The organism is Lysinibacillus louembei, assembly GCF_033880585.1.
In the GTDB taxonomy this organism is placed as follows: Bacteria; Bacillota; Bacilli; order Bacillales_A; family Planococcaceae; genus Metasolibacillus; species Metasolibacillus louembei.
Map to the genome: position 1 here is coordinate 223,248 of NZ_CP137624.1, position 23,624 is coordinate 246,871.

Sequence of the window (23,624 nt, forward strand, 5' to 3'; positions counted from 1 at the left end):
ATTAATTGCCTCCCTTCAAAGCTGAAGAAGTTGCAGCGACAAAATGCGTGTCTGAAATTGGTGTTAAATCATACACTCGACCATTTTCATCGAAATACTGCTTATGCTCTACTTGATAGTTACGTTCTACTTCAATACGCTCACGTTTGCGTTCTTCACGTCCCATTGGTGAAACATCTGGAATTGCAGATAATAAGCGCTTTGTATAAATATGCTGTGGATTTTCATAAATATCATGCTTTGTACCAGACTCTACGAAACGTCCTTTATACATAATAGAAATATAGTCACACATATGCTTCACAACACCTAAGTCATGTGAAATAAATAAATAGCTTAAGCCATACTCTTCTTGAATATCTTTCATAAAGTTTAATACTTGTGCTTGTACAGATAAATCAAGTGCCGAAACTGGCTCATCCGCAATGATTAATTTAGGATTTGTCGCAATCGCACGTGCAATACCAAGACGTTGCTTTTGACCACCTGAAAATTCATGTGGATATTTTAATTTCGCATCTTCTGGCATACCAACAATCGCTAAAAGCTCATTGATTCTGCGACTTTCCTCCTGAGGCGTTAGCTTCAAAAAGTTGCGAATTGGCTCTGCTAAAATATCTTGTACACGCTTTCTTGGATTCATACTTGAATGAGAATCTTGGAAAATCATTTGAATATCACGATTATAAGCCGACGTACGATCACGACGCTTATTCGTTACATTTTCACCCTCATAAATAATAGATCCTGAAGAAATTTTTTCTAAGCCAATAATAGACTTACCTGTTGTTGACTTACCACAGCCTGATTCGCCAACTAAGCCATAAGCTTTTCCTTTTTCGAATTCCATTGAAATGCCATCAACAGCATATACGTTATCAATTACTGTATTAAAAAATCCACCGCGAATTGGGTAATGGACTTTTAAATCTTTTATTTGCATAAAGCTCATTATGCACGTCCTCCTTCTTCGCCTTTAAAGTAGAATTCCTTATAGCACGTACATCTTACAAAATGATTTGGTGCTACTTCGTGCAACACAGGGTCTTTCTCATGCGCACTTTCCGGAATCCAAGAAATACGTGGTGAGAAACGACATCCTTGACGTGGCAATTTCATTAAAGAAGGCACGATACCTTCGATAACATTTAGTTTTTTCCCATCCGAGTTCATTTGTGGAATTGAATTAAATAATGAACGCGTGTATGGATGTTTCGGATTATTAAATAATTCCTCTACTGGTGCCTCTTCGATAATTTGACCGGCATACATAACAGCTACACGATCAGCTACTTCAGCTACAACACCTAAATCGTGTGTAATTAAGATAATACCTGAGCCTGTCTCTGCCTGTAAGTCTTTTAGTAAGTCCAAAATTTGAGCCTGGATTGTTACATCCAAAGCCGTTGTCGGTTCATCCGCAATAATAATTTGCGGCTTACAAGAAATCGCAATCGCAATAATAACACGCTGACGCATACCACCAGATAATTGGTGTGGGAATTGTCTTGCAACACGTTGTGGGTTTGGAATTCCAACTTGCGTTAATAGTTCGAAAACTCGAGCTACACGTTGTTCCTTTGTTAACTTAGTATGATAAATTAAACTTTCCTCAATCTGCTCCCCAATACGCATTAATGGATTTAATGCAGAAAGCGGATCCTGGAAAATCATTCCTATATCCATACCACGAACATCGTTGAACTCATCCTCGCTTAATTTTGCAAGATTTTTATTTTTAAATAAAATCTCACCTTGCACTCGCGTTTTATTATGGTCATGAAGTCCAATAATTGATGTGGCTAATGTACTTTTACCACAGCCTGATTCGCCAACAATCGCCAGGATTTCGTTTTTTCTTAACGTTAATGATACACCATCTACTGCATCGAAGTATGTATCCTTAATTCGAAAACCTGTATGTAAATCTTTAATTACTAAAAGCTCTTCTGACGTTTTCAAATTCTTTCTCCTTTCAAGCAACCAGTTGAGAATATTATGACAATTTATTATTCAGAAAAAATCAATTATTCAAAACTGTTCCCTCATTCTTGATAGTATAATATAAAAGCTGACTATACCGCTTCACATTATACTCTTTGTAAATCTTCAAAGTCAATATGTCCATCTTTAGCTATTCTGACATAACATGATTCTAAATTTAAATAATATTTTTGACAAGTCCTTTTTATTTTTTTCTTACTTTATCACTTTAAAGTGCTAGTTAATGCTTTTTATTCTGCATTATGCGCTATTTTTCTATCAATTTAGAGCGAAGAATAAATTATATCAAAATAATTATAATGTCCCTTCTTAGATATAAGAATATTCAAACAATTACTTTCTGAATTGACAATATCTGCGTTACATTGAATTTACATTCATTATGAATAACATACATATATGTAATATATGTAACATTAAGACTAGTTAAATAGTTATGAAGAAATAATATTTTCTTTTGTTAATTCGAAAGTCGAATTTTTATGTCTCTTTTACTTATTTACTTTTATTTTATATAGAACAACAGTAGAAAATATGCCATATTTCGCATGTCGAACCAATAATTTAATATATTTTCGCTATTTTTTTAAAAAATTTCATAAAAAAATTTTTTTCTTTTTCATAAAAAAACACCTTATCTATTCCTAAAAAAGGAATGATAAGGTATTTTTAACTATTGAATGGCATCCTTTGTGCTACGTTTTTGGCGACCGCGCTTGATAATGACGATAACAAAAGTAACAAATAACAGATAAACAATTCCTAATGCTACTAAATAAGGAATATTCCAGCCACGTTCATCAATAATTTGGTAAACGTCGGAAACTTCTCGGTCTAGCACAACAACGTACTCATTATTTTTATTTTGCTTAACGATTTCATTGCTCAATACACCGCGTAGCTCTTTTCCTTCACCAATATCTTCTGCCTTCAAAATAATTTGCTTCGTTTTACTTGTATTGTTTGCAATAACTAGCCATTGCTCGTCTTCCAGCTTGCGTGTATAAGCAATTAAGCCATTATCATTTTCTACTAGTGCGAAATCACCTTGACGCATCGCAGCAGATTTATTTCGAATGCTTTGCAAATTACCGATGAAGTCAACGAGCTCTTCCTCTGTTTTAAAATTATAGATTTGATGTGCTTGCTCTCCTGCCTCACCATTCATCGCAATTTCTGTGCCATATTGCATTACTGGCACACCAGGCATAAACATCAATGGCAATATCGCCATCTTTAAGCGTGTAGGTGGGAACATTTTTTGCTCTGTTGCATCCAACACAAAGCGATCTGTTTGTAATGAATCAATCATTAATTGTGGTGCTGCCTCTTGATTTTCTAAGTAAGGTTCAACATCTTTCAGCAAATCAGCTGTTGATAAATCTACATTTTTAAACATATTTCGATATACAGTTGCCGCATCTGCTGCAAATGCGGCATCAAAATTGGCTTCACTCGCTTCGTTTGAAATGACATATAGTGCGCTGTTTTGTGCTTTCAAGGAATCAATTAAACGATTTAAAAAAGCTGTGTCCGCATCTGTAATATTCGTTAAACGGATACCTCCAAAATCATAGCTGTTGACAAATTGCATCAATGCTTCTTGTAAAGCAGCCTGCACTTCAGCATTTGCTAAATCCCATTGCACAAGCCCATTGTGCTCTGACTTAATCCATGCTTGTTTTGCTGAATCTTTCACCCATTCATGATTCACACTAACATTGGATAATGGGAAGTCCACCATGATTTCAATGCCTTCTTTATTGTAAGCTGAAATTAAATCTTTTAGCTCCTGCTCTGTACCAAAATGAGGCTCTAATTGCTCATAGCTTGTTGGTGTCCAACCATCATATGTTTCTGTCGTGAATACAGATCCAATCGAAGTAATTGTAAAGCCCATTTTTTTTATTGTTGCAAGTCGATCCACTAAGCCATTGAAATCACCGCCAGCAAATTGAGCAGCATCTTGTCGATCTACATTGATATCATTGCCTGCGTTTTTATTAAAATAACGGTCAACTAATACATCATATATACTTTCATCTGTAATCGTTCGTGTCTCCTTAGCATAGCTGACAGCTGATAATGGAGATATTATTAAAAATGCAGCGATTACTGCAGAAACCCATTTCATTATTTTCATTTGAAGTTCTCTCCTAGCTCACAATAGTTCATCGTCATTTTACCAAACTTCAGCACCCTTTATCTATGACAATCCTGTAAATTAAAACGAAATACGGCAAATACGTGAACAAAATAAAGGTGCAGAGACATATTGCTCTGCACCTTTTATTTTAGAAATTCATACCGATTCCCATTGATAGCCCTAAATAAAGTGTTACTAATAACACGATAGCAAACAATCCCCAGAACATCGTTGTAGATTTCCCTTTTGTTTTACGTACTAAAATCATCTCCATGAAGCCGATGACAAGTATGCCAAACAATACTTTCATATCATAAAACATATTGCTCTCCGCAACATTACCGCGCCATTCCATAAATAATGCGCCACCAGAAATAATAATTAAAATGTACATAACACGCAATGTCATATGTACGCCTTTGTTTGGCTTACTTGCTAATGCAGCAATGAAAAATAGTACAAGTGCAATCACCCATGTCGTAACATGAAGATGCGTTGTGCTTGTTAAAAAACTCATTCGTATCCCACCTCATTTTTTCTCTTCATGACCTATCCTATCATGTGAGATAAGTAGTTTCAATGAATATGGTGCCAGGCACCCACACAATTCTCACACAATTTCAAAGAAAAACCCGAATGATGCTATTCACATACATTCGGGTTCTACTTCAATTATTTATGCAAAGCGATTTGCAAGTGTGCCAATTCCTTCAATGGAAACTTTCACTTCGTCACCTGCTTTTAAATATGCTGGTGGATTCATGCCCTTACCTACTCCTGCAGGCGTGCCTGTTAAAATAATATCGCCAGGCTCTAATGTCACATATTTTGATAAAATTGAGATAATGTCTGCTACGTTAAATAGCATATCTTTCGTGGAGCCGTTTTGACGTACTTCACCATTTACTTTTGTGACAATTGATAACACTTGTGGATCTGGAATTTCATCCTTTGATACTAAATATGGTCCCATTGGGCAAGATTCATCTAAGCTTTTTCCTAAGAAATATTGCTTATGCTTTTCTTGTAAATCACGTGCTGTTAAATCGTTGGCGATTGTATAACCAAATATATAGTCATAAGCAAGCCCTTTTGGAATATCTTTACCACGTTTACCGATGACAATAGCTAGTTCACCCTCGTAATCTAGCATTGCTGTCTTTTCTGCATGAACGGGTATTGTCGTTTCATCTGCTGCAATTGCTGTCGGTGCTTTTGTAAAGACAACAATATCTTCCGGTGCTGTATCTCCACCCATTTCTTGTACATGGTCCCTGTAGTTTTTGCCTACGCATAAAATATTTTTCGGTGTACGTGGAATTGGTGCTAACCATTCAATTTCATTAAATGTATATTTAAATTGCTCCGCATTTTCACTTTTTTGTGCGGCATCTACTAATTTTCTTGTTTTTTCTACAAAGTCAAAGCCTAATGCAATACCCTCAATAATCGTTGACGGAAAAGAAGGAAAAACTTGTAACGCATCTTGGATTGCTAACACATCCCAAACCGCTTCTTCTTTTTTTACTTTCGGTCCAAATTTTACTTGTCCATTTAATTTAAATGATAATAGTTTCATAATCGTGTTTGCACTCCTTCTTTTTTATCTCGCATGTACAGACAGCTATCAATCTACCCGTAAATGTCTGACTAAATGAAAGTTTCTTCTTAATAGTGAACGAATAACTACTAATCGAAGTTTCATTTTCTACATCATACATCATTATGCAACAAAAAGCCTTATTTTTCTGATAATTTTTTACCGTAAGTAAATCTTTTTATAATAGCTTCCAGCGGCCCTTGCGAAAACTTCGACAACCATAGCTCTGCAATGACTAGCTGTGCAGCAAAAATGCCAAGTGCCATATACGTTCCCATTTGAACTGACATTTTTCCATACAAGCCGAAGCCGAAATTGTAGAAAATAAATGTACAAACAATTGACTGCATAATATACATCGTCATTGACATACGCCCAAGCTTAGCAAATGGTGATAATAGCTTTAAAGCAAAGGGCAATAAACAAATAACAACAATCGCAGCCATATAGCCAACCGCTAAAATTGGACCACCGACAAACACCTTTACATAGTCTAACATGTTTGTATATGTAAGCATATATGGTGCACTTTTAATGAAAAGCCCTAACCCTATCCCAACGATAGCTAACATAAGCCACATCACTTTTAGCTCTTTTGCCCGTTCAATTAAGCGCCATTTCGCAGCTGCTGCCCCAATTAACATATATGGCAAAATCGTAAATAATGAGGCAAACCATGCGCCAAGGCTCATCTGTACTGACAAATCGGCTAAGCGCTGTGTAAAAGCATCGCTCCATGTACCTGTCCCATATGCGACGATGGCATTTTGCACCATCGTAATATCAACAAATTGCGCTGTCTTTTCCACGTTTGCTATACCTTGAATCGACAAAGCAAATAATATAAAGCCATGCAGTAAAGCATTAAGCATGATGGCTAGTGCGACCATCCATGAGCTTTTCAAACGCATTAAGGCAATTAAAAAGAAGCCACAAAATGCATATGTTACTAAAATATCGCCCCACCAAATAAGAAAGGCATGTGCCAAGCCGATTCCAAATAAAATAAAGAGGCGCTTCGGTGCAAATTTATAAAAATTGCTGCCCGTTCTTTGTGATTTCGTATATTGCATCGCTAATCCATAGCCAAACAACATAGAAAAGAGCGGATAGAAGCTACTTTGCACATAAATATCTAGCGTTTGTTGCCACATAATATCCTTTGCCTCAGTAAACCAATAAGCAATATCGATATGTGGCTGTGGTAAATAAAAGCCAAACATATTGACAAGCAATATACCGAATAAACTCACACCGCGTAAAATATCAATCGTATGTACCCGTTCATGCATTAATGTAGGTTGAAAATTCACAGTTATGACTCCTTTTTGATAAGAGCGCTACCTGAAAAATTTCAGGCAGCTAAAATTTATTGTTAAACTATTCAAGCACAACAGTTTGTCCAATATCATATAAATACAATATTTTTTCTTTTACTTTTGTTCTATTTATTATTTCAATTGCCTCGCCATAAATTTGAAGCTGCAATTGATAACGCTTCGCCATTTCCTCTGTTAGAGCAGGCTCCATATCAAATGGTGGGCGAATTTTGTCCGTTTTATAATCTAACAGTACCCACTGTCCGTCTTCCTCAAACAAGCAGTCAATAATCCCTTGGACGATTTGGCTGTCTCCTTCACGATCCATTCGGCTCATTGTAAACGGCACTTCTCGCAGCAGTCGCGTTGCATTTTTAAAGCGTAGACCGATTGGTGAGTTGAAAAATGTGAGTACTTTCTCCATGTTTACAATCGCCGCTTCTTCCTTCGTTATTAATTGACGTACAACTAAATTTGCAACAAATTCATTGGCCTCATCAAGCGTTGCAAAGCCTTGCTGTGGTACATGCTGCATAATAGCATGTATAATCGTTCCCATTTCTGCTGCTGACAAAGCCTTTGCTTGTATAAAACTTGGCCGTTTAGCAATGGATGCTTGCTTCATTGCTTGCGGATTGTAGACGATATCCTCCTCCTGCTGCAATGCCTCAAAGCGTTTAATTTCAGAAACGGACGTTTTCGATTTTTTTGCTATCGATTGCCTGTATGGATATGTTGCTGTGAAACGCTCTGTTAACTGCTCAACAAGCTGCTCATCGACATCTTCCTCCACTAACAATTGCACAAATGTCTCTTGCTCCTCTGTGTTTTGCAATTGTTCGGCAGCCAATACTGTAATTGACCATAGCGAATCCTTTTGTACGATTGCCTCATGCTCGCTGAATGCCTCATCCTGTATTGCTCTCGTTAAAAAGTCTGGATGGCTTACAAGAGCAGGTGCTAGCCAATCTAAAAATGAATTGGCACTCGCTCGTAAATAATTTGGCAATAACTCTTTAGGTGGCAAATCTTGATGATTTCCCCATTTTGCAAGCTTCTTGTCCCAATTTTTCACCGTGCCTAGTAAAATTAGACGCTCTTTTGCACGGGTCATCGCTACATAAAGTATACGCATTTCCTCAGCCTTAAGTTTCGCTATTTTCTTTTCCTTCATAGCTAAGTATGGCAATGATGTGAACATCGTACGTTCCTCGGTATTAATCGCCTTTACAGCAAGCCCAAAATCTTGGTCAAATAAATACGAGCCTTTGAAATCCTGCTGATTAAAAGACTTGGCAATGCCTGCAACAAAAACAACAGGAAACTCTAGTCCCTTAGAGGAATGAATCGTCATTAAACGAACAACATCATCACCTTCACCAATCGATTTAGCAATACCTAAATCATCACCTCGTGACTTCATACGATCCACAAAGCGTAAAAATCGGAACAGACCTCGGAACGATGTTTTCTCATATGCCAATGCTCTATCATGTAGTGCTCTTAAATTTGCTTGTCGCTGCTTGCCGTTCGCCATCGCCCCAACTAGCTCATAATAATTTGTATCTAAATAAATGGTCCATATTAAATCAGCGAGCGAGCCTCGCCGTGCAAGCTGGCGCCATTTTTCCAATAGCGTTAAGAAGTAATGAAGCTTTTCCTCAACTTTTGCATTCGTTGGCTCCTTCATAAATGCAGTGACAGCTTCGAAAAACGGTACATTACGCTTTGCTAAACGCACCTCTGCAAGCTCATTTTCTGTTAAACCGAAAAATGGAGCACGCAATACGGATGCAAGTGGAATATCTTGAAATGGATTATCTACAATTTTTAAGACATTCAACATAATCATTACTTCCAACGCATCGAAATAGCCTTTTGATGTTTCTGCATATAACGGAATTCCCGCTGCTTTAAATTCCTCTGCAAAATCGGCTGACCATGTCATCGAGCGCATTAAAATAACAATATCGCTATAGCGAATCGGTCGTGTTGTACCATCTTTCGGATTATAAATTGGCATTTCTTTTTCCATCATATGTTGAATTTTACGAATCATGTAGCGCGCTTCCTGTTGTGATGTTTTTAATTCCTCCAGCTCCTCATCAAGCGCTTCTTCCTCCTGCTCAGTACACTGGTCAATTACAACAAATTCAACAGGAATATTCGTTTTATTATAATGTGCTTGAAACTTTAGCGCCGCTTGGTCATCATAATTAATTTCGCCAACTACCTCATCCATGACGCGCTCAAACACATAGTTCGTTGCCTGCAACACTTCTGAGCGACTACGGAAATTGGCATTTAAGTCAATTCTTAAGCCTGTATCGATTGGATTTTCGGTAAAATTTTTATATTTGCGTAAAAATAGGCGCGGCTCTGCTAATCGAAACTGATAGATTGACTGCTTAACATCGCCAACCATAAATAAATTTCCTTTGGCTTCATCGCCTGATTTGACAAGCTGTAAAATCGTTTCCTGCAATAAATTGACATCCTGATACTCATCAACGAGCACTTCTTTAAAGCGCTTTTGGAAATCCTTCGCTACAGCTGATGGCTCAATTCCTTTGTCCGTTTCCACTGTCAATATTTCTAATGCATAATGCTCTAAATCAGAAAAATCGACAAATGCACGCTCTAGTTTTGCAGCTTTAAATGCCTCGCTAAATATTTTCACAAGCTGAACGAGCGTTTCAATAATTGGTTTCATTCGTCTCATTTCATCAAGTAAAATTTGAGGCTTACGTATAAAAAATGTATCTTTTATCGCTTTGACAATATCCTTTGCCTCATCACGATGCGCTTTCGCTATATCCTTTATTTGCGGATCTGCCTCATCTGACTTTTTAATCGTCGGTAGCCTGCCCCATTGTACTTTTTGCATATGCTCATAAATATCTTGCCATGTGCTATTTTTGAGCTTATCAATCGCCACCTGTACAAAGGCAAGCTCCTCTGTCGCTAGCGTATGATACGTCCCGATGCCAAAATTACCTTCAGCATAGCGCTTCATTGTCAGTAAATTATGCTCAGCTGCATATAAAGAATTTAAAATGGAGCTCTTTAATTGTGCAACAAATGTTAAATCATCCACTGTTGCATTTGGTGCAATATCGTATTCCTGTGTGAGCGTATCTAGCCATGTATACGGCGCAGGCTGTACACGCGACATGTTATAAAGCTGTAATAGCAACACTTCAATTTCCTGATCGTGTCGATCAGAGGAAAAGCTATCAACAAGCTCATACACAGCCTGCTGTGATAGCTCTCCGTCCTCGCTATATGCCTGCTCTAAAATCGTTGATAACACATCATCCTGCAATAAGGCAACTTCATCTTGACTAGCGATGCGGAATCCTGGGTCAAGGTCAATCATATAGGCATATTGACGACAAATGGCTAAACAAAATGAGTGTAGTGTTGAAATTTGTGCTTTATTAATTAAGCTTAATTGACGTCGCAAAAAGCGGTTATTTGGATCTTTCTCAATTTCCTTTTCTAATGCGCCTGCTAAACGACTTCGCATTTCAGCTGCTGAGGCATTCGTAAAAGTAACAACGAGCAATTCATCGACATCGAGTGGCTCATTTTCGGCAATAATTTTTTGAATCAAACGCTCAATTAATACTGCTGTTTTCCCTGACCCTGCCGCTGCTGATACAAGCGTATCCTGTCCCGTTGCCCAAATAGCCTTCCACTGCTCATCCGTCCATTGCGCATCAGTCGGTTTCTTCGGTATCAGTAATGTCACTATAGCCACACTCCTTTCTTACCCGCGCAATAAGGTCATCTGTCTTTTTCACTGATAAATTATGATATTGTTGATGCCCGTCTGATGGGTCAAATTGACAGATTGCTTTAAACGCACAATAATCACAGGCTGTACGATTTTTTAACTTATACGGATAAATATCTGTCACTCCTGTGAATATTTTATTACCTGCCTCTCTATGCTTTTCAATCACAAAATCCTGCAAAACTGGCATCGTTTCTACATCTACCGTTTTAGAGTACGCACCAATTGCTCCTTTTGTTGTCATGCTTACTGGAATAACAGGTGATTTTTTTTGTTCTAATAAATTCCCATCCATTGCCTCTAATACAGGAATTTCATTCGTTAAAAGCCCTTGCATACGATATTTCTCAAGACGCTGTAATTCACGCATTTGCTCATCAACATATTCCTCTAAACGAATTAAAGGATCATGCACATGAACATACAATACCCCCGCTGGAGTTACAGCAATATTTTGGTGTTCAGGCAATGCCAGTAGCTCCTTGGCATTTTTCACTGCCACATCTAAATAGGTTAAAAGCTGTAATGAAATACCGTGATACACTTCATTTAAATCTAAGTCTCGACTCGATGATTTATAATCTACTACACGCAAATGCAATTGCCCGTTTTCCTCATACGCATCGATGCGATCAATTTGCCCTCGCAAGTACATTTTCCGTTTATTTTCTAGTGGAATTTCTAATGCAGGTAATGGCTTTATCCCTTTTTTCATCGTCTTATCATCCACTTTACCGAATGGCTTTTCGTGGACAAGTGGCTTAAATTTTGCTACCTTTGCATGCTCTGTTAACGCAAATAATGTGCGTGCTACAACGCGAATTAGCTTTTCCTTAATATATAAATAGCGTGAATTACTTTCTAATATACGATAAGAAAAAATATGGACAAGTGGCTCGACAACCTCTCGCGCTCTTTGTAGACATTGACGGTAATTTTCTGGTGGCATATCCCCATTCGTTAAAATCGTGCGTAGTGCTTCATGGAATAAATCACCCATTGCAAACGTTTCTAAGCGATATTCTGCCCGTTCCTCTAAGCGCAGACCATATGTGGCGAAATGTGAATATGGACAACGATAAAACTTCTCAATACGTGAAACGCTTGCCTGTAGTTCCTCACCGTATAGCCTCTCTGTTATGGTTGGTTGCAATGGCTCCGCTTTATTAATTGTATATAATGGTCTTGTCACAAATTGGAGCATTCGCTCCCATTCAGGGTAACGACGATAAAATGCTCGTAGCGCCCGCCATTCTGCTGCAAGTAACTTCGTTTGCTCTGTCTCTTTTAGCTGTGTCGCTAAATAAGCAATCGCTGGCTTTGGATGACGCAAATAAGATAATATTTTATGCTGATCCAATTCTTCAACAGGATCAATGAAAATGCGTATATGCGGTAATGTACGCTTATTTTGAACGGTAAATAGTTTATGCAGTCGAGTGATATAAAGCGATGGCAGCAAGCTTTTACCTTCCTCATCCACACTTGCAAACGTAATATACAGCTTGTCTGTCGGTGAAGCAAAAGCTTGGTAAATTAAAAATGCCTCCTGAAGTAATCGATTTTTAGCATTTGGTGCTAATTCATAATCTAACTTGTCAAAATAAGTACGGTCGGCATCGGATAACAGCCCCTCCTTATCAATACGCATCGGATAAACACCATCATTTACCCCGACAATAAACACGGCCTTTATATTGTTGAAGCGTGAATATTCTACTGTCGCAATCGTTACTACATCAATTGTTGGTGGGATGCTAGAAAACCTTAGTGAATCATATCCCTCATCTAGCATTTCTGCTGCTTGCTGCAATGTTACTTCTTGTTCACCAAACATAAGCACAAATTGGTCAAGTATATTTACCCAGCCATTCCATACTTGATCATGCTCATTTGCTAATTCAGACGCCGTTTCAAGCTCCTGCTCCTTCATTTTTTGTAGCTTATCATATAGCTGTAAATGCTCTGCATAATCATATAAAGCTCGTCCTATCTCTAAACCCGTTTTCGCTTTCTTTAAAGTTTGCTCCAACTGTAGCAATGGTTCTCGGACAATTTGGCGTGCCTCTTCTAGCATCCGCTGTATTTCAAGCTCTTTATCTGTTTGTACAGCACCCATTTTTTCTAAAACACGAAATCTACGATATTGCCAAACGTCATTGTCATGCCAACGCTTTCCGATAATGCCCTTTGCTATCACAAAATTTTCAAGCTTATCGAGCTGCTCTCGATAATTTTTCGCCTCGTCAGCTAATGGTAAAAATAAATCAGTTTTCACTGCACGAAAGACAGGCTCATATTGCCAATTTGAAATGACTGCCTCTAATGAGGAGCGCATAAATTCAATAAAAGGATGATGCAACATTGGGCGCTTTTCATTCATAAAGAACGGAATATCATGCTGCTGAAAAATCGTTGCAATTAGTGGATCATATATATCTGCTTGGCGATACATAATACCGATATCTTTGTAGCGCATTTGTTCCTCTGTCACAAGACGGATTATTTCCCGTGCAATACCTTGCACTTCAGCACGGCGATTCGTTCCTTCAATAATTTGTACTGCTCCTGATGCAGTCTGTGCTGTAGGAACTGATTCATGAAAATTTTCTTCAATATGTGCTAAATCGGATTGCTGTGTACGATAATTTGTTGTTAAATGTATCCGATCCTCCACATCAATTTGATGTTGCATAGCAAAATCCATTAATTTATCGTATGTAAAGGCAGCACGATGAAATAATGCTTGTGGATCTGCTGCATCATATTCACTATCAAAAGGCAGGACAATCGTGACACGTTTCGCTAACAATAGTAATTGCTCGATAATAGCAAATTCCCTTATTGTAAATGAGGTAAAGCCATCAATATATATTTCTGAGTGCTTGATTTTTTCAGAGTTTTGTAATTGCTCAACTAAAATTGGATAAAAGCCTTCCCCATCCACATAACCTTCTCCAATATTTTCCTCAAGTTGTTGTAAAATAATTTGAAAATCCTTCATTTTCGCTACTAATGTATTGGCTGCACCGTATGTCTCAAGCTCCTTTATTAGTTCTATAATGGAGGTGCTTGTTATATCATATTGGCTAAACTCTCGCAGCAGCTGCTCTATTTCCTGTGTAAATCCTCGCTTGCCTGCAGCCTGCGTAAAAATTGAAAATTGCTCCTTATTATCCTGTAAAATACGACGAATCAACATGCGGTAGCCAAAGCTATCGATTTTATCGCGTGCAATGCCACCTGTTTCCTGCAAAATAAACCAAGCTAAACGCTTGAATGTCAACGCTTGTGCACGTATCATTCCACGCACATCATAGCGATTCGTTAAATCATACTCTGTTTTAAATGAAATTTGATCAGGCACAATAATAAATAATGGGGGACCTAAAGGATCTTCCTTCAAATACTGTACGACTTCTTGCTGAAGCATCGTCGTTTTCCCCGTACCAGCTCGTCCTGAAATGATGCGTAAAGCCATGCGACCCCTCCTCTTTTTTCTATTATATAACAGAACACATGTTTACAAAAATAAAAACAGAGCTGCTTAAAAAGATAACATCCTTTCAAACAGCTCTATTTCTTATGAATGGCTTTCCTTACTTACTGCTCGCAAATCGCGCTCCACTCGTTTATTTAATTTGTTTTCAACCCATTTGCCAATAATCCATAGTAGGATAATACCACATATGACTAAAATTAATTTTTTCGGATCTGTTAAAATCGCACGTAAATCATATCCTAGTCCTCCTGTAACAGCAATCATCACAAATTTCCCAATAATAAGTGCTACTAAATAATAGTACTTGCGAATATGGGATAACCCTGCCACGATATTAATAATGACCGCCGGTGAAAACGGGAAGCATAATAGCACTAAGATCGGCGCCAACCCCTTCATATCAACCCATTTAATTAATGTTTGTACACGTTTATTTTGCACAAGTCTTTGTAACCTCGGATGTTTACCAAATCGTCTCGCTACTAAAAATAATCCATATGCACCGACAACAGAACCAACCCATGAAATAACAATTCCTAAAATGATGCCGTATGCATTAACATTCGCTACCACAATGACAACGAGCGGAAGCACGGGGATAAATGCTTCAAGAGCTGTTAAAAAGATTCCAAAAATCGGTCCTAATAAATGATACTGCTCTATTATGTTTTCTAAATTTGCTATTGTAAACCAATCTCTCATTGGCTATCACCTCTACATCAAAAGCACTATGTTTTATACTCATTTTAACATACTCAGCACGATATAATTGCTAACATTATTCGTCATTTTTCGCGAATATATCGAAGTTATTGTACACAATGTAGACGCAAAGCATACGTTGGAAGTTGCAATTGGCAAAGTTTAACCTCTATTCATCTAAAAGGAATATTACTAAAAACTGTAGTTGGCAAAATAAACACAATTCCTTCAAAGAGATAGATGAGCTTATTTGCTTGTTTTTTGGGAAGGCTAAACATGCTGTTAATTTCTGTTACGATTAGCTCGCTTTATGACAAGTAACCGCAGGAGTACTCAAGCCATCCTCATGTCAATCAATTGAAAAAGTCTTTGTCACAAGAAAGTATATTACCTTTCTTTAAAAAGGTAGACATTGCATGTCAGTGACTTTTTATCAAGTTCAATAGTATGTTTTTAGCTATTTTATTAGATAAAAGCTTTTTCTAGTTGATTGAAGTGGAGGGGGCGACTCTCACAGGAACAGCGTAGGCGGAAAATCCATTTTTTTCAGCCCTAGCTGAAAAAAATTAGTTGGAGCCTGTGCCCGTAGAAAGCGTCCCCCGTAATGGAAATTAACTGTGTTTCTAGCCTTCTCTAAAGATAGTCAGCAACAATAAATACAAAAGCCGTTTGGAAAGCACCTTCTTTCCAAACAGCCTCTCTAATTAACTAATAGCAATCCAATTTTATAGTGATCGTTGCTATGCACAACATGCTGTGCTAAGCGCACTTCGTTTTGATGGTTTAATATTTCTAAACGACAATGTGCTGCATTTACTTGAAGTGCCTCGTACAGCTCACTTTCAGTTAATACGTTTTTGCCATTCACTTTACGAATGACTTCACCTGCTACTAAGCCCATTTTTTCAGCAGGTGAATTGGGCAATACACCTGCGATAATAACACCGCTCGAGAGTGGAGCAACCGCATATGCATCTGTGCGTTCTTGGATTTTGAAGTAAAGGCTAATAAGCAAGCGAACGATTGCTGCGCTTATTAATGTCATAACACCAATCAATGGTATGAAATAGGAAGCTAATCCACCAATTAATACGAGCTGTGCCAAAATAAAAATGGAACGACTATACTTTGGGTAAAAATAAGTGGGTAATGTGCGCTTCGTTATTTGCTGGAAGCCAAAAACAACTGGGAATAACACAAGCGAAAACTCGCTAGCACCTAAACTAAATTGTGGCCACCATGGCAAATAAGCTGCAATAGCATCGCCTGGAACAATGAAAAATAACGGCACGAGTTGGATACCTTTGCTAAAATATGCAACAGCATTCCTACCACGCTTCGTCTGCTCTATAATTGGTGAAGCAAATTGAGGTCCTACTTTACGAATAAAACGAGCTTCTATAATCAATAGCATCCCAGCAATTAGTGAAACAGTCATTGCCGCACCATGCTCATAAGCAAAGCCTTCAAATGTAAAGCCCAACACAGTAAATGTTTTTCCGAAATACGCTAGCCCAACAAGTACACTAAAGCTAACCGCTATCGTCACAATCGGCGATAATAAATGGAATATAAAAGCAAGCACTGTAACAATGCTAACAGCTGTTAATAGCAATAAAAATTCACTTGGCACAACAAAGCCAGCTGCTAATATAATGATAGATATGAGAATGCTAGCAGCCCAACTGACCTTTGCGAAATTCGCAAACTCTGACCAACCATTTAAAATTCGAATTTTAAAAAACCGACGCTCACGTTTCACACGTCTATAGCCAAGATAAACTGCAAAGAAAGCAGCTATATATAATAATGGATTCATAATAAAACGCAAAATGGCCATTAGTACTTCTACAATAATATCTATATACACAACTTCACCTACCAAGCTTCTTGTTTTACAATTCCTAGTCTATATTGTAGCAAAACCTTATTATAATGCGTAGCGCAAATTGTCCTGACTATATAAAATTACTTTTGACTCTCTAGCTCATGCAATAAAAAGCTAATTGCCATTTCAAGCTGCAAATCATGCTCTGGTTTTTCTTTATAGGAAAGCACCTCTTCCTGTAGTGCAGTAAAGAAGCTTTCATCTAGCTCTTCTCCCTGAACTAAATCGTGCTTTTTACGGAACTGTTGGACAACTTCAACTGTTTCTTCATCAAAAAAGCCATCTGTTCGTCCAATAGAATAGCCGAGCTCATTCAATATATTTTGCACATAAGCAATTTCTTCACTAAAGTCCCCTTGCTGGAAAGTGCCTAATAAAGGCATCATTTCGATTGTAAAGAGCGGATGCTGCTTTACCTCTATATCTGGTAAAACACCTTTGCCATGAATCCATTCCTTTGTTGGTGTAAGCCATTTATTTGTAGATAGCTTTACCTCACCACCATTTTGCAGCTCCCAAGACTTCTGTACTGTCCCTTTGCCAAAGCTTGTATCGCCGATAATTGTTGCACGCTCCCACGCCTGCATGGCAGCTGAGAATACCTCACTCGCTGAAGCACTCCCTTCGTTCTGCAAAATAACAATTGGCTTTGTCAATGCGTCGATTAACTCTGGTTGTGTTGCTAATGGCTCCAATGCTCCTACATTATTTTGCATGTAGGCGAAAATGCGCTCGCGGTTTTCCAATGTACTAATAATTTCTGCTACACTATGCAAATATCCCCCTGGATTACCTCGTACATCGACAATCCAACCTTCTACATCTTTCTTACTTATTTCTGCAATAGCATTTTTCCACTCTTCTGCCGTTTTTTCACCAAACATGCTCAACGATACGTAACCAAATGCTTCTTCAGCCCGTTCAATAACAGCAGCTTCTACCGTTTCATTTTTTAATGCTGCTCGTTCAATTGTTAGCTTAATATGACGCTCTGCCTGTGGTCTATATAAGACAAGCGTTACTTTTTCTCCGCTTTTCCCTTGCATTAAACGCATAACGTCACCCATTGTTTTACCTTCAAGTCGCTCATTATTAATTTGGACAATTTCATCCAATGGGCGCACACCTGCTTTTTCCGCCGGTGAATCTTTAACAGGTGAAATAATGACAAACTTCCCATGTGTCTCTGCTAGCTCCACACCAATCCCTACTCGTTCGCTTGCAAGTGACTGTCTATGTATGGCAGCCTCCTGTTCGCTATAATATGTGCTATACGGGTCTTTAATTGCCGATGCCATACCACGTAATGCTCCTTCTACTAACACATTCGACGATGTGTCATACACAGATTGCTGTGAAATTAATGTATACAATTCATCAACAACTGATAATTCCTCTGTAGGTACCTTTTTTGCAGAAAAAAAGTCACTGTTCCATAAAAATAAACTACCTCCAACAATCGCAACGACACAAAACAATAAAACAATTCGGCTTTTGCGCATCTACTAACCTCCTACTAAACAAATTATGAATAATAGAAGAAAATGATACGTCTATTGTTTTATTTTAATTTCGCTACATATTGTTGCAATGTCTCTAGGCTAAGTGGTCCAGTAATTTTATGCTGCACACGCCCTTCTGAATCAATCATAAAGGTTGTCGGAATCACTAATATTTTATAGGTTTCAGCAATATCCTTTGTCTCAGCAAGTAAAACTGGAAACTGTACATTAAGTCCATTAACGAATTGCTGAATTTGCTTATGTGAGCCGTCCTGATATGTTAGGTTTACTGCTAAAATTTCTACATTATCATCTGCTGCATGCTTTTTATAATAATTTTGCATATGTGGCATTTCCACTTTACAAGGTGGACACCATGTTGCCCAAAAGTTAATCACCACTTTTTTGCCACGGTAATCTTCTAATGACACGGTTTGTCCATCCAATGTTTGTAAAGTAAAATTAGGTGCCAGCTCTCCCTTTTTCAAGCCAACTAGCTCAACCTCTTGTCCAATCGTCGCCTCTGCAAGTCGTTGGCTATCCTCAATTTGCCCTTTTATATATGTTACAACTGCAATAATTATTAAAAGGAGAATAAGCAGTAAGCTGATATTTTTCTTCATCCACTATCACCTCATTTGTTGTTGCGTATTTTATAGTGTAGTTATTTGCAAACTCTGCTTGTTTATTTGCGGGTTTCTTATTTTATTTGCGGCTTTTCCCAAGATATTTGCGCCTTCCTCAGTTTATCAGCAAATGCAATTCTTTAAATACAAAGGGCTGTCAGGAAGCGCCTGCTTCTGACAGCCTATTGCTTATAGCGGGATATAGCGTAGTGGGTTTACTGAGCCTACACTTTGTCCACGCCATGGTCCAATATGGATTTCAAAATGTAAGTGTGGTCCTGTCGAACGACCTGTACTACCCATCGAGGCAATTCTTTGCCCCTTAGCTACCGTCTCGCCTACTCCTACATTAAATCCACTTAAATGCGCATATACCGTTGTGAAAATTTGCCCATCAATTGAATGTGTTAAAATCACAACATTTCCATATGAAGATAATGGTCCTGCATATGACACAACACCATCTGTTGCTGCCACAATTGGCGTTCCTGTCGCATTCGCTAAATCGACACCGTAGTGGAATTCTGTACCGAATCCAATATTACGCCATCCATAGCCAGATGTTAAACGACCACTTGTCGGCTTCGTCCAAGTTCCAGATGAGACAACTGGAATATTGTTGCTAGCCATTTCACGTCGACGCTGTAATTCCTGTTGACGTGCAATTTCTGCAAGGCGATTTTGCTCTGCAATAATTTGCTTTTGTAGCTCTTCATCTACTACTAATGCCTCTGAATACTCAGCCTCAAGCAATTTCTTCTCTTTTTTCAGCTTTTCTTGCTCGCGCTCTAGCTCATCGATTAAGGTATTTTTATCCTTTTTCTGTGCATCTAAAGAAGCGCGCAAACGCTCAAGCTCAGCTTGATTTTCTTCTAATTCCTTTTTCTTATTTTCCAACAATTGCTTCTGCTCTTCTAAGCTTTCAATATCTCGCTGCTGATCACGCATAATTTGACGGTCTGCATCCATCAATGTACTAACTGCCGAAAATCGGTCAATAAAATCTACAAAGCTATTTGCCCCCAGTAGCACATCCAAATAAGAAACTGTGCCATTCGACTGAATTGCACGTAGTCGCTCACGTAGCAATTCATCTCGCTTCTCAATTTTCCCTTCGAGCTCAGCAATTGCCTTTTCGAGATCAGCAATTTCTTTATTCGCCACTTTAATTTCTTCAACAACAGCATCTATTTTCTCGTTCGTTTGCACAATTTTTTGATCAAGCTCTTCAATTTGTGCTAATATTTTTTGCTGTCTATTTTCATTCGTTTTAATTTCATTTTTCGTTTCATCAATTGAGTTTTTTAAATTTGATTTTTGTTGTTCGATTTCATTTTTTTTGCCCTTTAAGTCATTTAACGTATTTGCTGAAACTGCTGGCATTTGCACAATAAGCAAAAATGCTAAAATGACCATTAGCCATTTAAATGGTGCTGACTTCAATCCAATAAGCTCCCTTCAATTAAACTCGTAAAAACTTACGCACAGACATAAAGCTACCCCATACGCCAATGAGTATACCAATTCCGATAATTAAAATGTTTACTTGATAAAGCAACGGAGTAGTAGGTAAAATTTGCAGCATTTGCCCTTTTAAACGAGGCAATAACAGTTGATAAATATTGTAATAGCCAATTGATACGACAATCATCGGAATCAATGAGCCTAATATACCGAGCCACATGCCTTCTAAAACAAATGGAATACGCACAAATGAATTTGTCGCACCAACAAGCTTCATAATTTCAATCTCATCTCTTCGTGCAACAATCGTAATACGAATTGTATTTGAAATTAAAAACATAGCTGTGAATAGCAGACCTAAAATCAATACAAGACCTACATTTCGCCCCATTTTAATTGCATTGAAAAGCTTCTCTACTTTTCCTTCACCGTATTTGACTTCATATGTATTATCGAACTTATCAATCGCCTTTGCTACATTTGCCGTTTCGTGTGGATTGACCGCCTTTACATATAAAACATTATGCAACGGGTTATTTTGCTCATATAAACTAAGCTCGTCCCCAAAATCTTTAATTAGCTTATCAAGCTCCTGCTCCTTTGAAGAATAAACAACTTCCGCTACATCTGGTAAGTTGTGAATTTCATCAATTAGCTGATCCTCAGCGAGCTTTGCCTCTTCGGTATCTGCAATAATATCGATATAGACGCGAATTTCAACATCATTTTCTAAATCAGTTGCCACTTTATTTAAGTTCATCATAATAATCGAAAATACACCAACAAGTAACAATGTAACAGTGACTGCACTAATTGAGGCAAAAGTCATCCAGCCGTTACGCCCTAATGATTTAAAGCTTTCTCGGAAATGTCGGCGAATTGTTCTACCCTTCATAGCCGTAGTCACCTCCATACTCATCACGGGCAATCATACCGCCTTCAATTGCAATTACCCGTCGGCGAATTGTGTTCACAATTTCACGGTTATGTGTTGCCATGACAATCGTTGTGCCACGTGCATTAATTTCTTCAAAAATGCTCATAATTTCCCACGATGTTTCAGGATCCAAATTCCCTGTAGGCTCGTCCGCAATAACTACTTTTGGCATGTTGACGATGGAACGAGCAATAGCAATACGCTGCTGTTCCCCACCAGATAATTCGCTTGGCAGCATACGCGCCTTATGCTTTAAGCCAACAAGATCTAGAACTTCCAGCACACGTTGACGAATTTTTTTAGGCTGCTCTTCGATTACTTCCATGGCAAAAGCCACATTTTCATAGACAGTTAAGCGTGGCAATAGCTTGAAATCTTGAAAGACAACACCAAGCTGCCTGCGCATTCTTGGAATGCGACTTTGCTTTAACGTTGTTAAATTTATACCATTGACAATGACATCACCAGACGTCGCTTTTTCTTCTCGATACATTAATTTTATAAATGTAGACTTACCTGCACCACTCGGACCGACAACATAAACGAACTCACCTTGTCGTATATCAACAGTGATACCGTTAGAAGCGACAACACCATTCGGATATTTTTTTACAACATTGTTCATTTGAATCATTTTTTTACCACCTAAATTTTGTTATATCACAAGTTGACATTTTTTTTACTCTTCCTCATTATAACATTGTCTACGCATCATGCTATTACATTTTCATGTCAATCTCACTTGAAATTCACAGTTCTAAGGAAGGCTTTTATTAACGCCGTTTCACCTTTGTTACAAAGTTTTTCTAATGTAAAATAGCTGCGACAAAATATTACACAAAAAAAGCTGTCTGAAAAGAAATTATCTTTTCAGACAGCTTGCACATAGCTTATTAATTATTATGGTAACGTACAATTACTGAGCCTGTACGTGTTTCCCCAATTAATTTTAAAACAGGTGCACCTTCAACAGCTTTGCTAAAATGTGCTGTTTTCAGTAAAAATTGATCTTCACTTGTGCTAACAGCTACGTCTTGCAAACCAACATCCGTTTTGCCGAAGTTTGTTGTCACACGACCATCTAATGCCACGTTTTTCGGTACATATAGCTCGACCGTTCCAGCAACAGTAGAGCCTTTTAATTTACGCGCATGTTCAGAGGCTGTTGTTAAAGTAACCGCTCCATTGACAGATTCTGCTTCAATTTCTTGAATGTCTCCATCAATATAAATACGCCCATTAACAGATTCAGCCTCTAAATCTTCACCTTTCACTAAACGTGCTTCAATCATACCGTTACCAGAATTTAAATCCGCACGTTGGAATTGTACGTTTTCGATGCGTAGTGCTCCATTATACGTTTTTAATTTCAATAAAGTTGATTGAATATTGCTCGCTGTAACGCCACCATTTAATAAACGTACGATGAAAATATCATAATTTTTTTCTGGTACATATACACGTAAATCAACAGAAGACATTTTGACAGCTGTTGCAATCGTGAGCTTACCGTCTCGCAATGTCACAAAGTCATTAGTAAATTTAGCAATTGTTTGCTCTTCATCATTATCTGATTTCACTACTTTGACATTTGCTTCTACTAAAATTTTATCATCTGCTGCTTTTTCAATCGTCAGCTTACCGCTCGGTAAATCTACTTCGAAGCCCTTCACTTCTTCAGCATCGTATACATAAGTTTTGTTGAACTCTACTTTTTCACCAAAAGGAAACTCGAAATCGAATTCCTTCACTTTAGAAAAAGCACCGTTCATTAAGCCCATCATACGATTGCTAAATTGAGATAAATCCTCTTTTAAATCATTCATAAATTCGTTCATTTTTTTATTCGCTTCTTTATCGTTGAACGCTTTATTAAATAGATCCTCGAAGCCTGTTGATTTATTCTTTGCTGAATCAGTAGTTTTATTATAATCGTCACTTTTCTCTTGCTGTTCTTCCACTTTAGGTGCAACAGGCATTGTAGCTTGTACAGGCTCGTCTTTCCCTAATCCTTCTAGTAATACAATGGCCTCTTCTGCTGAAATTGTTCCGTTCTCAACTAATTTTAAAATACGTTGGCGTTCATTTTGCATATTAAAAAGCCTCCTCTAATTTGTATACTAAGTTATACGATG

The 23,624-nt window shown here is 37.9% G+C and carries 16 protein-coding genes; all 16 read right to left on the reverse strand.

Annotated elements, in window-relative coordinates:
* Nucleotide 1: 1 nt before the first annotated feature.
* The 16 genes from R6U77_RS01290 to R6U77_RS01365 all read right to left on the reverse strand — a co-directional run bounded on the left by R6U77_RS01290 (nt 2) and on the right by R6U77_RS01365 (nt 23,582).
* Nucleotides 2-952: an ATP-binding cassette domain-containing protein gene (locus tag R6U77_RS01290; RefSeq protein ID WP_293929525.1), complete on the reverse strand. Its 951-nt coding sequence runs from the start codon at nt 950-952 to the stop codon at nt 2-4.
* Nucleotides 952-1,962, reverse strand: coding sequence for an ABC transporter ATP-binding protein (locus tag R6U77_RS01295; protein WP_293929526.1), 1,011 nt, complete (start codon nt 1,960-1,962; stop codon nt 952-954). The genes R6U77_RS01290 and R6U77_RS01295 overlap by 1 nt, the downstream gene beginning before the upstream one ends.
* 715 nt (nt 1,963-2,677) lie before the next feature.
* Nucleotides 2,678-4,147 (reverse strand): alpha-amylase family glycosyl hydrolase, encoded by a 1,470-nt coding sequence (locus tag R6U77_RS01300; protein WP_319837112.1) that lies wholly within the window; start codon nt 4,145-4,147, stop codon nt 2,678-2,680.
* A 151-nt stretch (nt 4,148-4,298) separates the two neighbouring features.
* A complete protein-coding gene (locus tag R6U77_RS01305) occupies nt 4,299-4,667 on the reverse strand; it encodes a YisL family protein (protein ID WP_319837113.1) in 369 nt (122 codons plus the stop codon).
* Nucleotides 4,668-4,826: 159 nt separating this feature from the next.
* A complete protein-coding gene (locus R6U77_RS01310; protein ID WP_319837114.1) occupies nt 4,827-5,729 on the reverse strand; it encodes a fumarylacetoacetate hydrolase family protein in 903 nt (300 codons plus the stop codon).
* A gap of 161 nt (nt 5,730-5,890) precedes the next feature.
* A complete protein-coding gene (locus R6U77_RS01315) occupies nt 5,891-7,063 on the reverse strand; it encodes a DUF418 domain-containing protein (protein WP_319837115.1) in 1,173 nt (390 codons plus the stop codon).
* Between the two features lie 67 nt (nt 7,064-7,130).
* Nucleotides 7,131-10,823 (reverse strand): helicase-exonuclease AddAB subunit AddA, encoded by a 3,693-nt coding sequence (gene addA, locus R6U77_RS01320; protein WP_319837116.1) that lies wholly within the window; start codon nt 10,821-10,823, stop codon nt 7,131-7,133.
* Entirely contained in the window at nt 10,792-14,349 is a 3,558-nt protein-coding gene (gene addB / locus R6U77_RS01325; protein WP_319837117.1) for a helicase-exonuclease AddAB subunit AddB, read from the reverse strand. The genes addA and addB overlap by 32 nt, the downstream gene beginning before the upstream one ends.
* A gap of 102 nt (nt 14,350-14,451) precedes the next feature.
* Nucleotides 14,452-15,072, reverse strand: a complete 621-nt coding sequence (locus R6U77_RS01330; RefSeq protein WP_319837118.1) for a TVP38/TMEM64 family protein — start codon at nt 15,070-15,072, stop codon at nt 14,452-14,454.
* 700 nt (nt 15,073-15,772) lie between these two features.
* A complete protein-coding gene (locus R6U77_RS01335) occupies nt 15,773-16,942 on the reverse strand; it encodes a PDZ domain-containing protein (RefSeq protein ID WP_319837119.1) in 1,170 nt (389 codons plus the stop codon).
* 98 nt (nt 16,943-17,040) lie between these two features.
* The gene (locus R6U77_RS01340; RefSeq protein ID WP_293929535.1) at nt 17,041-18,462 is read right to left on the reverse strand and encodes a S41 family peptidase; all 1,422 of its coding nucleotides are present in this window, start codon (nt 18,460-18,462) and stop codon (nt 17,041-17,043) included.
* Between the two features lie 59 nt (nt 18,463-18,521).
* Entirely contained in the window at nt 18,522-19,085 is a 564-nt protein-coding gene (locus R6U77_RS01345) for a TlpA family protein disulfide reductase (protein ID WP_319837120.1), read from the reverse strand.
* A gap of 192 nt (nt 19,086-19,277) precedes the next feature.
* Entirely contained in the window at nt 19,278-20,531 is a 1,254-nt protein-coding gene (locus R6U77_RS01350) for a murein hydrolase activator EnvC family protein (RefSeq protein WP_406601070.1), read from the reverse strand.
* A 19-nt stretch (nt 20,532-20,550) separates the two neighbouring features.
* Nucleotides 20,551-21,447: a permease-like cell division protein FtsX gene (gene ftsX / locus R6U77_RS01355; RefSeq protein WP_293926764.1), complete on the reverse strand. Its 897-nt coding sequence runs from the start codon at nt 21,445-21,447 to the stop codon at nt 20,551-20,553.
* Entirely contained in the window at nt 21,437-22,123 is a 687-nt protein-coding gene (gene ftsE / locus R6U77_RS01360; protein ID WP_293926767.1) for a cell division ATP-binding protein FtsE, read from the reverse strand. Before ftsE ends, ftsX begins: the two co-directional genes overlap by 11 nt.
* Nucleotides 22,124-22,382: 259 nt before the next feature.
* Nucleotides 22,383-23,582: an SHOCT-like domain-containing protein gene (locus tag R6U77_RS01365; RefSeq protein ID WP_319837121.1), complete on the reverse strand. Its 1,200-nt coding sequence runs from the start codon at nt 23,580-23,582 to the stop codon at nt 22,383-22,385.
* Between the last annotated feature and the right edge of the window lie 42 nt (nt 23,583-23,624).